At 58.2% G+C, this 15,078-nt stretch carries 9 protein-coding genes; 6 read left to right on the plus strand and 3 right to left on the minus strand.

What is annotated here, in order from left to right:
* Positions 1-6: 6 nt before the first annotated feature.
* Both EAO82_RS12570 and EAO82_RS12575 read right to left on the minus strand, forming a co-directional pair.
* The gene (locus tag EAO82_RS12570) at positions 7-1,050 is read right to left on the minus strand and encodes a tetratricopeptide repeat protein (RefSeq protein WP_218838660.1); all 1,044 of its coding nucleotides are present in this window, start codon (positions 1,048-1,050) and stop codon (positions 7-9) included.
* 30 nt (positions 1,051-1,080) lie between these two features.
* Positions 1,081-3,234 carry a NosR/NirI family protein gene (locus EAO82_RS12575; protein WP_096347689.1) on the minus strand — a complete coding sequence of 718 codons (2,154 nt, stop codon included), beginning with the start codon at positions 3,232-3,234 and terminating at the stop codon, positions 1,081-1,083.
* Between the two features lie 228 nt (positions 3,235-3,462).
* On the opposite strand from EAO82_RS12575, the gene ercA reads away from it, so the two are divergent.
* The 6 genes from ercA (at position 3,463) to EAO82_RS12605 (ending at position 14,374) form a co-directional block, all read left to right on the plus strand.
* Positions 3,463-4,626 (plus strand): alcohol dehydrogenase-like regulatory protein ErcA, encoded by a 1,164-nt coding sequence (gene ercA, locus EAO82_RS12580; protein ID WP_096347688.1) that lies wholly within the window; start codon positions 3,463-3,465, stop codon positions 4,624-4,626.
* Positions 4,610-6,367, plus strand: coding sequence for a NahK/ErcS family hybrid sensor histidine kinase/response regulator (locus EAO82_RS12585; protein ID WP_096347687.1), 1,758 nt, complete (start codon positions 4,610-4,612; stop codon positions 6,365-6,367). Before ercA ends, EAO82_RS12585 begins: the two co-directional genes overlap by 17 nt.
* Positions 6,368-6,479: 112 nt before the next feature.
* The gene (locus tag EAO82_RS12590) at positions 6,480-9,167 is read left to right on the plus strand and encodes an insulinase family protein (RefSeq protein ID WP_096347686.1); all 2,688 of its coding nucleotides are present in this window, start codon (positions 6,480-6,482) and stop codon (positions 9,165-9,167) included.
* A gap of 116 nt (positions 9,168-9,283) precedes the next feature.
* Entirely contained in the window at positions 9,284-10,450 is a 1,167-nt protein-coding gene (locus tag EAO82_RS12595) for a porin (RefSeq protein WP_096347685.1), read from the plus strand.
* A 188-nt stretch (positions 10,451-10,638) separates the two neighbouring features.
* Positions 10,639-11,787: a nitric oxide-sensing protein NosP gene (nosP, locus tag EAO82_RS12600; RefSeq protein ID WP_096347684.1), complete on the plus strand. Its 1,149-nt coding sequence runs from the start codon at positions 10,639-10,641 to the stop codon at positions 11,785-11,787.
* Positions 11,717-14,374, plus strand: coding sequence for a NahK/ErcS family hybrid sensor histidine kinase/response regulator (locus EAO82_RS12605; RefSeq protein WP_096347683.1), 2,658 nt, complete (start codon positions 11,717-11,719; stop codon positions 14,372-14,374). The genes nosP and EAO82_RS12605 overlap by 71 nt, the downstream gene beginning before the upstream one ends.
* A gap of 8 nt (positions 14,375-14,382) precedes the next feature.
* On the opposite strand, the gene EAO82_RS12610 is transcribed toward EAO82_RS12605, so the two are convergent.
* On the minus strand, positions 14,383-15,045 hold the full coding sequence (locus EAO82_RS12610) for a response regulator (RefSeq protein ID WP_096347682.1): 663 nt from the start codon (positions 15,043-15,045) through the stop codon (positions 14,383-14,385).
* Positions 15,046-15,078 lie beyond the last annotated feature (33 nt).

Consider the following 15,078-nt stretch of genomic DNA (forward strand, 5'->3'; position numbering starts at 1 on the left):
TGGAGGTCACCATTGAGGGGTTTCACTGATGTTCAGCCACAATGACTCGACCTGGGCCTGGCTCCCGTCAATGCGATAGGTCGCCCGCTCGTCCAATAGCAAGGTGCGTGTTGTGCTGTCGCTCGTCAGGGTTTCAGTAATCTGTGAGAACACCAGTATACGGTCCTCCGCCAGCAAAAAATCGGGTGTGCTGCGTATCTGCCGATACTTATCGACTTGATCGAACGTAGCCTGCCAGAGTGCCTGAAGTTCGTCCTTGCTGAGAGTGGTCCAGGCTTCCTGATTGGGTAGCCGCACCCGAATACGTGCCTCTGCATCGATTTGAGCAATGACGCCCAACGCATTTTTTGCGCGAGCGGCCTTATCTATCTGCTGCAAGTGATCGGTGATTACGTCGCGCTGCTGCTGGTCCGGCACAGCGGTGACCTGGCTTCCATTCAGCTCGGCGAGAAACAGCCGCGCACTGGGGTGGTCACCCGTCCGCGCGGCGGTGCGTATCCAGCTAAGCCCGTCCAGCCGGCTGGCGCGATCATAGAGCCGCTTTCCGAGTACCCACTGAGCATCACTATTGTCATTTTCGGCAGCCAGTTGATACCAGTAGTCAGCCTGTTGCGGATCTGCCTGAGTGCCCAGGCCGTGCTCATAGGCTCGGGCAACTTCGAACTGACCGATAGGATCACCTGCGTCTGCGGCGCGTTGGTACCACAAGAGTGCCTCGGTTGGGTTTTTCCCCACGCTGAGACCCGCCGAGTACATGTTGCCTATATTGAGCATGCCTTGACGGTTTCCAGCCTCGGCCAGCACCCGATACCGCTCAAATGCCTCATCGAACTGACCCATTTTGTAGACCGCGTAGGCATCCAGCACTTGGATCATTTCCCGGGCGATACGCAACTGTTCGTCTGCGTGGGTAGCCCCGCCGGGAAGCAGCGGCAGCACTGTGGCACAAATTACCACCAGCAGGGTCCGCAGGCGCGACAGAATCGAGCCACGGCTCGCTTTCTCGGTGGTCTGCTCCGTTACGGGAGTGCAGGCAGGGTGCATGGTCATGAGTATGTCCTTGACGAGTGCTGGTGAGCTTCAGGTTTTGGGCGCTGCGGCAGCGTTTTGCCACGGGCTGTCAGTCGCGATGATCTGGTTGTTTGCTACGCGTTTTCTGGCTTTGCTCGCCTGTTTTTCAGCGCTGATTGCAGCAACGCATTGGTCTTGATTGTTCAGAATGACGATGCATTCCAGGCACTGGACGCACTCACCGTAGTCGATGCTGCCGTCACGGTTGATGGCACCGATCTCACAATGATTCTTGCAGTGCTGGCAGGGTTGGCCGCAGGCATCAATGCGTTTGAGCCAGGAAAACAGATGGTACTTGCCAAGCATTGCCAGGCCTGCGCCCAAAGGACAAACGTAGCGACAGTAGAACTTGTGCACGAAAAGACCCAGACCCAGCAGGATCAGTGCGTAAAGCACAAAGGGCCAGGTACGCACAAAGAACAGGGTAATGGAGGTTTTGAACGGCTCGATTTCGGCGAGACGCTCTGCCAGGGTCAATGAAAAGAATGCACTGCCCACAAGGCCGACCAGAACGGCGTATTTGATCCATTGAAGCTTGCGGTGCAGTGGGTCGGCGATCTTCCATTGCCAGATGCGCAGCCGTTTGGCCAGCCAGGCGAGCATGTCCTGCAACGCCCCGAAAGGACATAGCCAGCCACAGAAAAGCCCCCGTCCCCAGATAAACAGGCTAACAAAGGTAAAGCTCCAGAGAATGAAGATCACCGGGTCCATCAAGAATACGCTGAGGTCAAAATCACCGCCTAGCGACAGCAGCAGAGTGAAAATATTTACCACCGACAGCTGCCCCTGGGCATACAAACCGAGAAACACCAGAGTGAAGATCAGAAAGCCGCCGCGAAATACATGGAAGGCGCGGCTGTGACGGCTGATGCGCTGCTGAAAAACGAAAACCCCACTCAGTAGCACCAGTGCTAGTAAGGTGATGCCCACCTGCCAACTGCGCTCCTGCCACATGCGTAACCAGATGGGGACTTGCTTCGCCACTGCCTGGGGCGGCTGAATATCGAACAGCGCCGGGTCTAACGTCAGCGCTTGGGTAAAGATGGCGTTGTCCTCGACCAGCGGGTTGCGCTTCAGGCTGACGTTCAGTTGCAGCTGTGCCGGTTCGGCAGGGTTGAACCCGGCGTGGGGCTTGATACGGAATATGTGTGCTACACCATTGCCCAGCGGCGTATTGAGCAGCTCCAGCACGGCACCATTGTTGTAGTTCATGTCATGCAATTCAATCGCCTTGTCGTTCTGCACCAACACCAGGCGGCTGGGCGCGCTGGCAGGAGTGAAGTCATCGGGCACATGCCGGTATAGGCCCTCGGAGATCACCAGCAAGGCCTGCTCGTTCGCCTTCAACTCTTGATTGAGTTTGTCGAATTCCACCTGGCCAAGCAGATTTAGACCACTGTTAGGCGTGTTCAGGTAGGCAAAATACACCTCGCTGAATGGCTGTTCGGCATTGTCGCCGTGCAGACCGGGGAAGTATGCCAGGCGCTGACCAAGCGCTTGCTCCACCTCGGCCTGAGAAATTTGCCAGCGTTGCAGGTACTGTCGGTCCAGCAGTTGATCCCAATCCAGCGGCTCGAACAGATCGGCTTTCGGCGTGGCCAATGGGCTGCTGGAGAACCCCTCGAGAAGCTCACGGGCAACGCTCAAGGCCGATACCAACACCGTTTCGTTGAGAATGACCACCGAGACAGTGGCCTTGCTCACACCATCAAACTGGGTAATGGACGTACCATCGACCGTCTCTGCCTGGCGTCCGCCGACCACAATTGGCGTGCTGATGTCCTGCTGGCGGTACTGTTCAACGAAGTCAAACAGCGCTTGCTCGCCGAGACCGTGAAGGAACACCGGCTCATGGTGCTCAACGACCGTGACGCCGCTCAGGACACCCTGCGGGTCCATGCCGATCAACAGTCGAATCGGCTTGCCGGAAAAGCCCTGCAGGCTGGAGTAGTCATTGGACTCAAAGGCATAGCCGAGCAACTCGTCGAGCTGATAGGCGCTGTAGACCGGCGGGTTGTCCTGTTTGGGTTCGATACGGGTGGCTTTGGGAAACAGTGCCTGGATCTGGCTGTCATTTATCGCAGCTGGCGCTGCCTGACTGAACAGCAACCAAAGCAGGAACCCGGCGCGTAAACAGTTGGAGAAAAAAGACCGGGCTGACATGGCTGACCCCGCGCCGAATTAGGATTCTGTTCATGTTGGACGGCGCCATTGGCCGCAGCCATTCGACTTACGAGCAACCTGAGCGCTACTTAGGTCTTAATGCGTGACATGAGCTGCACGAGGGATCTCACCCGGCGGGAAGAGGGGACTGGCTCAGACAATACCCGCTTATGGTCCGGCGGGTAATCAGGTACTCTTGGCTGACAATAACAATCTGATAGAAACGCCATGTCCTACGATATAAGCCAGCTACGCAAGTTTGTTACCCCGGAGATCATCTTCGGAGCCGGTGCGCGTAAAACCGTTGCCAACTACGCTTCTACCTTTGGCGCGAAGAGGGTACTGCTGGTCTCCGATTCTGGTGTGCAGGCCGCCGGGTGGCTGGCTGATGTGGAACAAAGCCTGGCAGACCAGGATATCGATTATGTGCTCTTCACCCAGGTGTCGGCCAATCCGCGTGTCGAGGAGGTCATGCACGGTGCAGAGGTCTACCGTGCTGCAGGGTGCAACGTGATTGTCGCGGTGGGCGGCGGCAGTCCCATGGACTGTGCCAAGGCGATCGGTATCGTGGTTGCACATGACCGGCACATCCTCACCTTTGAAGGAGTGGACACCATTCGGGCGCCGATTCCGCCTTTGATAATGGTACCCACCACGGCGGGCACCTCGGCCGACGTGTCCCAGTTCGTGATAATTTCCAACCAACAGGAGAAGGTGAAGTTTTCGATTATCAGCAAGGCTGTAGTGCCCGATGTGTCGCTGATCGATCCGGAAACCACCTCCACCATGGACCCTTTTCTGTCGGCCTGTACCGGGGTTGATGCGCTGGTGCATGCCATCGAAGCATTCGTCTCGACCGGCAGCGGCCCGATGACGGATGCTCACGCGCTGGAGGCCATGCGCCTGATCAATGGCAACCTGGTGCAGATGATTCAGAATCCGCAGGACATAGCCTTGCGCGAGCAGATCATGCTTGGCAGCTTGCAGGCCGGCCTGGCGTTTTCTAACGCCATTCTCGGCGCAGTGCATGCCATGTCGCACAGCCTGGGTGGCTTTCTTGATCTGCCGCACGGGCTGTGCAATGCGATCCTGGTGGAACATGTTGTGGCCTTCAATTACGCGTCGGCCCCAGATCGCTTCAAGGTTGTTGCACAAACGCTGGGCATTGATACCCGTGGTCTGACCACGCCACAAATCCGGCAACGATTGGTTCAGCATCTGATTGACTTGAAAAAGGCCGTGGGATTCGAGCAGACGCTGGCCATGCATGGTGTCAGCACCTCAGACCTGCCGATGCTGTCGGTGCATGCCATGCACGACCCCTGCATTCTTACCAATCCTCGTGAATCCAGCCTCAAAGACGTTGAGGTGGTGTATGCAGAAGCCCTCTGACCCTCGGCGGGAGGTTCTTACCGGGTTGCTCGGGCTTGGCTCGCAGTCCTCTCGAAAGAGCTATTATCCGGAGCTGCTGGCGCGTCTGGAAGAGCTTGAAGCTGAGCGCAATCGCTATAAATGGTTGTTCGAGAATGCTCTGCACGGCATCTTTCAGGCCGGCCTTGGCCAGGGCTTCGTATCGGTTAATCGAGCCTTGGCGCGCATGCTGGCGTACACCGATGCACAGGCCCTACTCAGCACCCATGAGGGCAGTTGGGCGGGAATCCTTGTAGGCGGTGAGAAGGAGTTTCAAGCCATCCGCCGCACGCTGATGAGCCAGGATGAGCTGGCAGGCTACGAAACCCAGCTGATGCGCGCTGACGGTCAATATCTGCAAGTGCGCATCAACATGCTGCTCAGACCTGACGTTGAAGGGCCCGTGGTCGAAGCCTTTGTCGCCGATGTGACCGAGCGCAAGAATGCACAGGCCGCCATGCAGCGTCTGAATGACGATCTGGAGCGGCGCGTCCAGGCACGCACCCAGGAATTGGAGGCGTTGAACGATAATCTTCGGCACGAGATCATCGAGCGCGAGAAGGTGCAGCGGGCTCTGCGTGACGCCCGCGATGCCGCCGAGCAGGCCAACCGCAGCAAAGATCGCTATCTGGCCGCGGCCAGTCATGATCTGTTGCAACCCATGAACGCCGCGCGACTGTTGATGTCGACTCTGCGCGAGCGGACATTGCCGATGCCCGAGGCACAATTGGTCGACCGGTCCCACAGCGCGCTAGAAAGCGCTGAAGACATGCTCACCGATCTTCTGGATATTGCCCGGCTGGATCAGAGCACGGTCAAGCCGGAACTGGGCGATTATAACCTCGCGGAACTGATTGAACCGCTGGTAGCCGAGTTCCGGGGGCTGGCCGAGGCCAGCGGGATCGAGTTGCGCATGCACCTAGGGCCCTGGGCAGTGAATACCGATTACAGGCTGCTCAGTCGTATCCTGCGTAACCTTTTGAGCAACGCCATCCGCTATACCGATCAGGGCGCGGTGCTGATTGGTGCTCGCCGCCGTGGCGAGGTGCTGGATATTCAGGTGTGGGACACCGGGCGGGGTATACCGGCTGCCCAGTTTGGCGCCATTTTCAAGGAGTTCAATCAGCTTGCAGCAGCGGCTGACGCACCTCAGACAAACAAGCAGGGCCAGCGCAAGGGTGTGGGGCTGGGCCTGGCGATTGTCGAGCGCATCGCGGCTTTGCTGAGCGTACATGTGGCCGTGCACTCCAGGGTCGGACGCGGCTCGATGTTTTCCGTCAGCGTGCCCATGGCTAAACATCTGCCCGCGGCAGCGTTCCCTTCCACCGGCATTCTGGAGCGACTTGCCGAGCCGCTACAGGGGCGGCGCTTGCTGGTCATCGATAATGAACAGATCATTCTTGCCAGCATGCGCGATCTGCTGACGCAGTGGGGAGCTGATGTTTGCGTGGCGGTCGATGCGGATTCGGCGCTGATGCAGTTGGACGGGGTGGTTCCTGACGTGATTCTGGTGGACTATCACCTCGATGGCGGCCGTAACGGCTGCGAAGCGGTCAGCCAACTGCGCGAGCGGTGGCGGCAAGGAGTACCGGCGATCATGATCACCGCCGATCGCAGCGAACACTGCCAGCAGACCTTGCGTGAGCTGGGAATTCCGGTACTAAACAAGCCGCTGAAAGCCAGCAAACTGCGCGCCATGCTCGGGCAGATGCTCCGGGGTTGAGGCGCGGCCTACTGCTTTGGTGCAGCTCACTTGCTACTTTAGTGGTGTGGGCGGATACAGGCTTGTCCTGCAGCGTTAATCTGGTAGCCCATAGACTGTCTACGAGTTCCCCGTGCATTCCATCCCACTGGCTTCCACTCCCGACGATGGTCGTGATTATCGGCTTTACCATCATGCCAACGGCTTACGCTGTCTATTGGTCAGTGACCCGTCGGCCAGCCAGGCGACCTGTGTCGCTCAGGTAGATGCTGGTAGCCATGACGAGCCGGATAGCCACGCCGGTTTGGCGCATTTGCTGGAACATATGTTGTTCATGGGCTCGGAATACTACCCTGAGCCAGGTTCTTTTCCAGCGCTGGTCAGCCGCTGGGGTGGTCGCTTCAATGCCAGCACCGCTGGCGAAGAGACTCGCTTCTTCTTCAGCGTCGCCTCGGCGGGGCTCCTTTCCTGTATCGGTCAGTTGGCCGACATGCTGGCCGCGCCTCTGATAGAGGCTACGCAGGTGGGTGCCGAGCGGCAGGTCATCCATGCGGAGTTTCATACTCGGCTGGCAGACGACGCGCTGCACGCTCAGGCGGCACTGGGTCAGGTAACTAATAGCGCCCATCCGCTGAGCCGCTTCAGCGCCGGCAATGCCACGAGCCTGAATGGCACTGACAGCATGCTGGCGTCGCTGCTGCTGCAGTTTCACCGGCAGTACTACCGCGCGGCGAATATGGTGTTGGTACTGCATGCAAATCAACCGCTGGCTGATTTGCTGGCGCTGGCAGCCAGCTTTGCCGAGCGGCAGGCTCCGGGGGAGCGCAACAGGCGCACCCGCGCGCCGGTGCTCGGCGCCGATCTCCTACCCGGCCGGTTGCAACGGCAAGCGCAGTCGGGCATGCCGCGTTGGCAGCTGATGTATCCGCTGGCAGAGATGCCCTGGCTCAACCACGACAGTGCCGGGCAATGGCTGTGTGAGTGGATTGCCAGTCCGACGCCTGCCGGTGCATTGGGCTGGCTGCGCGACCGACACCTGATCTCGCAGTTGACAGTACACTTGGAGGCCATGCCCGGTGATCAGGGGCTGCTTTGCATCGAGTTGCAGCCCTTGCTCAAGCCGAACGATTATCCACAACTGCTTGATGCCTGGCAGGTCTGGCTGAACGGACTGGCCAAGACAATCACACAACACTGGCCCACAGATGCACGAAAGAGTCTGCTTGATCAGTCCTTTGCCCTTGGGCCACAGGGTGAACCGGTAGAGTGGCTTAAAGTTCTGGCCCAACGCTTGATGCGTTTGCCGGTTGAACTCGTGCTTGAGCCGGCGGCCAATCGACAACCGCTTATCGAGCACCATTGGCGCGCATTGCTAAGCCAAGTGCAGCCCGCCAACCTGTTGCTGGTGCAAGCGTATGGGCGCGCAGATTGGCCTGGTTATACGCCGTGGACTCACACCGGGTTTCAATACGACGCCTTGAGCTGGCGCCCTCCTGCACGGGGAGCACCGTTGTCCACGATCGACGGGCTGCATTTCGGGCTTCCCTTGCCACTCAGTATTGCGCCGATGGCACTAGAGGCTTTGCCTGGCCTTAGATTGCTTGATTTGCCTAGCCACGGTAGCACTGAGGCATCGGCGCTACAGCTGGTGAAGACGCGCTTGACCTGGTGTTGGCGCTCAGGCCAGAGCAGCGAACCGCAACGTGTGTGGCTGCAGGCTTGCTGGGCTCTGCAGATTGAATCCCTGGCCCGCTGTGCCGAGTTGGCTGGTGTAATCATGGAATGGCAGCAAGCCACGGATCTATTGAGCCTGACGTTATCCGGTCCGCTTGGCCATGCTTCCAACGGTATACTGGCTATCACGCGAAATGTGCTGAGCACCATCGCCCGGGCGCCTGAGCCAGGACTGATCGAGCTAGCTGGGTACCGACTGCGTGCGTGGCAGGCCGAACAGGCAGAACGGTTGCCGGCCTACCGTTGCCTTGCAGAGCTGGATGCCCTGCTGGCTGCCGATCCTGGTCAGCAACCCCGGATTTACGATGATCCACCTGCCAGTGGTTTGTCGCTCTGGAGGTGTTTACACGAGCGGGCCCAGCTGTTCTGGCTGAAACCCGCGGACTGGCCTGATACCCAGATCGATGGAGGTTTGCTGGCCAGCGCCTTCCCCGGCGTTACACGTCAGTTTGACTGGGGAGAGCAGCCAGCCAGGATGCTACCCAAGGGCGTCGGCCAGTGCGTAGTTACGGTGCAGCACGCCGACCGCGGCCAACTGCTGTATTGCCAGGCGCGCGCCGCCACTGCGCTTGAGCGGGCAGGTTGGCGTTTGCTGCACCAACTTCTGGCCAGTGCGTTTTTCGACAGTTTGCGCACGCGTCAGCAGTTGGGATACTGGGTGGTTGCCCGTTACCACGAGGTGGCCGGGTTGCCAGGATTGTTGCTGCTGGTGCAATCACCCAGCCATGAACACGCGCAGATAGCTGCGGCCATGGAGCTCTTTCTGCTGCAGCAGCAAAAGCTCATTGGCGCATTACCCTTCACGGCCATCAGCGCACAAGCCGAGCGCCTGGCTGATGCTCTTCAAGCCCGCGAGGCCGCGGCCGAAGGTGCATTCGAACGATATTGGCAGGTATTGCTGGGCCGGGTCGGGGCGTATGCACCAGCAGACGGCGAGGCACTGCGCCAGTTGCAGCCGGCGCAGTGGCAGGAGGTCCAAGCGCAACTCTGGGGGCAGCCAGTGCGCCTGCGCCTGATCAGCGAAACTCATCCCAAGGTAGCGCATGACTCAGTCCTGCCAAAGCATCAGGAGGGCAGGGCTTTGTAGCCACAACCAAAGCGCAATGTTTTCAAGTCCTAGGCAGAATGGGGCTGAACGCAGGGCTTTCCGATAATTGGCCAGACGCTTTTATTCCGTCAGCCATCAATTACATCGGAGAGCATATGAACAACAAGAAATCGGCCTACCCTCTGTTAACTGCCCTGACTGCAGCCATCCTCAGCGCCCCAGCCAATGCCGCCATTACTCTGTATGACCAGGAAGGCACCACCTTCTCGGCTGATGGTTACGTCAATGCCTTCTACGTCCAGACTGATACCGACAACATTGACGACACTCTTGATCGCGATCAGTCGCGGGTCAAAATGGGTTTTCTTCCCAATTACATCGGTTTCAATATGGGCAAGGAGATGGACGGTCTAACCCTCGGCGCCCGTTCATCATTCTGGGTCACTATCAATGACAGCGAAACCAATGCCACCAGCACCGGGATTGATGTACGGCAGTTCTACGGCACGGTCGCCGGCGAGTGGGGCGAGGTGCTTGTCGGTAAGGATTTCGGCCTGTTCTCGCGATCGAATATCTTTGTCGACGAATTTCTCTCCGGTTACGGTCAGGTCAGTGACACGCTGGGCTTGGTAGATGGCGGCGGGGTATCCTTCGGCAATATCGGTACCGGCTACCCTTATCCATTCCCTACCGCGCAGATTACTTACCGTTCCCCGGTGATGAGTGGTTTCCGGGTTGCAGTGGGCATCATGGACCCGGTAGACACGACGGACGACACGCTAGTGGGCAAGAACTATCAGGACACCCCGCGTTTCGAGTCTGAAATTACCTACCAAACCCAATTGGGCGGCGTGGATCTTTTCAGCTGGGTCAACGGCATGCGCCAGAAGTCGGAAAATACGGACTCCTCGGTTGAGTCAGTTACCTCCCAGGGGCTGGGTTACGGCTTGCAGGCGAAGATGGGCAATCTGTCACTCACGGCTTCGGGTTTCGATGCCGAAGGGGTCAACCCGTTTTTCACCAATAATGCTGGCGAGCCGGTTCTGCGCGAGATCGATAGCACCGGGTACCTGTTGCAGGGATCGTACAAGTTTGCCGGTAAAACGCGCGTGGCACTGTCTTTTGGCAAGACCGAGGACGATGGTAACGGCCTGGGGTTCGAGGCTGATTATGAAACCCGAGGTCTGGGTGTATTCCACAGCATCAATGACAACCTGACGCTCGTGGCCGAGTATAACCAGTTCGAGATTGAAGACCGCACTAACAACCTGACCATCGAAGAAACCGACACGGTCGCTCTAGGCGTCGTTCTCAGCTGGTAGAAGCTATCGCGCCGCACAGACAACCGAAGCTAGGCTTCGGTTGTCGTGTTTCTTCGCCCCATCTCGCTTGCGATACGGCTCCTTGCGCCTTAAGACCCATTCAGCCAGTACTCAAGTAGCATATTGATACGCTGCGCGCCTTTCTAGAATCAATGGTGGGGCACAATGCCCTGTTACGGAGTCGACGTATGCAACGCACCGCGGAACAGTGCTTTCTCACCGCCATGACCAGCGCGCAAGACCCCGGGCAAGCCGCCGCGGAACTGGCCGTGCAGTTACGCCATCCCAGCCTGGGCTGTGTACTGTTCTTCTGCTCGGCAGAGTATCCGCTGGCGACCCTGGCTGTTGCCCTGGAACAGGCGTTCGGAGCCGTAACCGTGATTGGTTGTACCAGTGCTGGAGAGATTACCGCAGCCGGATATGGACGTGGCTGTATCAGTGCCATCGGTTTTGATGCCGACGTTTTTGCCGTGGATTGCACCTTGATTCGAGAGCTGGACAATTTCACCCTGGTAGACGCCCAGGCCGCGGTCGAGCAGATGCTCAATCACTGTCGCCAGGTGGATCTGGCGCCGGTCAAGGATCGGACCTTTGCCCTGACGTTACTGGATGGTCTGTCCAGCCGTGAAGAGGTGGTGCTATCCACGCTGAGTACGGCGCTGGGAAGTATCCCTCATTTTGGCGGTTCTGCCGGTGATGACAATCATCTGAGCCACACCCACGTCTATTATCAGGGCGGTTTTCATACGGGCGCTGCGGTGCTGGTGATGATCAATACCTGGCTGGATTTCGAAGTGTTCACCACCCATCACATGGAGCCCCGAGAAGACAAACTGGTGGTCACTGCTGCAGACAGCGAAAGCCGCACCGTGCTGGAACTCAATGCCGAGCCGGCTGCTGAAGAGTATGCGCGGCTGGTTGGCGTGCCGGTCGAGGAGCTGAAGCACTCGACCTTTGCCCTGAACGCACTGGCTGTGCGCATTCGCGATCAGTTCTACGTGCGCTCGATTCAGCGGGTCAATGCCGATCACAGCCTCACCTTCTACTGCGCGGTAGACACCGGCATAGTGCTCACCGCGATGAAGCCGGGACCCTTGTTGCCTGGCCTGCGTCTGCAGTTGGAACAGATTCGTCAGCGCCTGGGCAATCCGGTACTTATTATCGGTTGCGATTGTTTTCTGCGGCGTATGGAAGCTGAGTTGCGGGGGGAGGACGGTATGTTGTCGACCTTCCTCGCCGCTAACAACGTGATTGGCTTCAATACCTATGGCGAGCAATACAACGGCATGCATATCAACCAGACGTTTACCGGAGTTGCTTTTGCGATTCCTGAATAGAACACCGCCGGTCACACCCGATGGCGCAGAACTCAGGGCGCTGCGTGCTGAGAACAATAAGTTGCGGCGGATCAATGCCGCCCTGATCGAGCGGGTGGAGTCGAGCTCCAGTCAACGTACTGAAAGCTATGCGGCTTTTCAGCATTCAGTAGAGCTGGCCGAGCAGGTACGTGAGCGCACTCACGCACTGAACGAAACCATGGCCGAACTACAGGGCAGCAACCGCTTGCTGATCGATGCACGGGCGCACGCCGAGCGCGCGCACCATCACCTGACCGATGCCATCGAAAGCGTCTCCGACGCCTTCGTACTGTTTGATAGACATGAGCGCATCGTGCTGTTCAATAGCCGCTTTGCCGCCTTCTGGAAAGGTACCCAAGCAGAGGTCGCAGCCGGCACCTCGTTGGCCGAGATCAAGCGTCTGGCGGTCAGCACCGGGCTGGTCACTGAAGTGGACGCGGCAGCCGACGGTCATGTGCTTTACCAACTGCGCGGTGAGCATTGGGTCCAGGTCAGTGAACGCCTGACCAGCGAGGGCGGCCTGGTGATCATGTATACCGATATCACTGATCTCAAACAATCGGAAACCGCGCGGCGAGAAAAAGCCCTGGCGCAAAAGACACGACTGTTGCAGCGTACCGTTGATAGCCTGTCCCAAGGCGTCGCAGTGGTCAATGCAGAGGGAGCGCTGGAGGTCTGGAATGGACGGTTTCTGGAGTTGTCCGGTCTTGCGCCGATCGAGGCACACCGCCCGTTTGCCGAAGTAATGCAGGACAGCGAACTGGGGTTGCTAGCCCCCGGCAGTCAAGGCAGCATCGGCGCTGCACCGCTGACTTGGGAACAACGACTGAGCAACGGCCGGGTACTCGAAGTCCGGACCCACCCGATGCCCACCGGGGGCTACGTCAATACCTACACCGATATTACCGAGCGTGATCTGTACGCCAAGGCGTTGCTAGAGAGTGAGCGCTGGGTCAGGCTGATTACGGATCATGTGCCGGCGCTTATCGCCTATGTAGGTGAGGATCTGACCTACCAGTTCACCAACAAGGTATATGAAGAATGGTATGGCTGGCAGCGCGGCGAGATCCATAGCAGAAGCCTGCGGCGCGTGCACAGTCCGGAACAATTTGCCCGCCTTGAACCCTACATAGAGCGCGCTTTCCAGGGCGAAAGCGTGACATTCGAATTTGCTGAATACAACGCCCAGGAGCAGGAGCGTTACTTATTGCGCTCCTACGTGCCCAACCGAGATGCGCAGGGCCGGGTGATCGGTATATTTGTGTTGATTCGGGATATCACCGATCGGCGCCGTACCGCAGAAGCCCTGCATGAAGCCTATCAACATCTGGAGCAGCGGGTACTTGATCGTACCCAAGAACTGACCGAGTTGAACTCGCAATTGTGGCAAGAGATCAGCGAGCGAGCTCAGGCGGAAGCCCGCCTGCGTGAAGCCAAGCGTGAGGCGGAACAGGCGAACATGTCGAAAACCAAGTTCCTCGCGGCGGTCAGCCACGACCTGCTGCAGCCGTTGAACGCCGCCCGGTTGTTTACCGGAGCGCTGCTCGAACACCAGGTGCCGGCCGCCAGTGCGCCGCTCATTCGCCAGGTTAGCCACTCGCTGGAAGACGTGGAGAATCTGCTGGGCACGCTGGTCGACATTTCCAAGTTGGATGCGGGTGTCATCAAACCAGACATCGCTGCCTTCAAACTATCCGAGTTGTTAGACAATTTGGCCAATGAGTATCGACAGATTGCTGCCGTGGAAGGTCTGAACATGCATTTTGTCGGCTGTGATGCAGTGGTGCGCAGCGATGCTCAGTTACTGGCACGTATTCTCCGTAACTTCCTCAGCAATGCGATTCGCTATACCCCGTCTGGCCGTCTGTTGCTGGGATGTCGCCGTCAGGCACACGGCTTGCGCGTTGAAGTGTGGGACACCGGCATGGGAATTCCCAGCGACAAGCTGGTTGAGGTGTTCCAGGAGTTCAAGCGGGTTAATCCCAATGGCAACAACCGGGACCGCGGCCTGGGGCTAGGTCTGGCGATTGTGGACAAGATTGCCCGTATGCTCGGCCACCGTATTCGCGTGCGCTCCTGGGAAGGGCTGGGCTCGGTATTCTCGGTGGATGTACCTTACGGTCGCTTGCAGGCACAACCTGAACAAGCCGTGGCGTTACCGGCGAGCCTGGATCATCGTTTGCAGGGCGCTCGGGTATGGGTGCTGGACAACGACGCCTCGATTTGCGCGGCCATGCGTACTCTGCTGGAAGGTTGGGGTTGCCAGGTGATCACCGCGTTGTCGGAGGAGGATCTGGCCAGTCAGGTGGATAACTTTCATGCCGCAGCCGATCTGTTGATAGCCGATTATCATCTGGATAACGACGTCAACGGCGTAGAGGTGGTGGCAACCATCAACGCACGGCGTGGGCTGACGTTACCGGTTCTGCTGATCACCGCCAATTACAGTAACGAACTCAAACTGCAAGTACGCCAGTTGGGTCACGTTCTGATGCACAAGCCGGTCAAGCCGCTGAAGCTCAAGGCCGCCATCAGCCATCTACTGGCCACGCAACGCGACCAGTAGAGGGTAATTCAGCGTCTTAGGTAGGAACTGAAGTCCACATCGCTCGCCGAGAGGATTGCCTGCACCCGGTTATGCACATTGAGCTTGCGCAGGATCGCCGAGACGTGGGCTTTGACTGTGGTTTCTGCGATCTCCAGATGGTAGGCAATCTGCTTGTTCGACTCACCCTTGGCCATGCGCTCCAGTACCAGCAGTTGTTTGCGGGTCAAAGCATACAGCAGCTCAGGCGACACTGGGTGTTCCTCCGGGTGGCGGCGGGTAATCACGCGGTTGGAGCGAATGATGTCCGAGGGCAGGTAAACATTGCCGGCCATGATCTGTTCAATGGCCTTGGTCATTTCCGCCCGCGGTGAAGATTTGGTAATAAAGCCGACTGCACCATAGGTGATGGCTTGCAGCACCACCTGCTTGTCCTCCTCGGCGGAGACAATCACTACAGGGATGGAGGGGGATTCGTTTCGCAGGGTGATCAGGCCGTTCAGACCATGCATGCCAGGCATGTTCAGGTCGAGCAGAATCAGGTCTAGATCGTCCTGTTCCTGGGCGATCAACAGGGCGCTATCGAGATCGTTGGTTTCAATCAATTCTGCGCCGGCAAAGCCTGTGCTGATAACGTTGCAGATGGCTTCACGAAATAACGGATGATCGTCGGCTATCAGTATCTTGTACATGGCCAGTTTCAACCTGTTGTTGTATTTATAGGG

The sequence above is a fragment of the Halopseudomonas pelagia genome, assembly GCF_009497895.1.
GTDB lineage: Bacteria > Pseudomonadota > Gammaproteobacteria > Pseudomonadales > Pseudomonadaceae > Halopseudomonas > Halopseudomonas pelagia_A.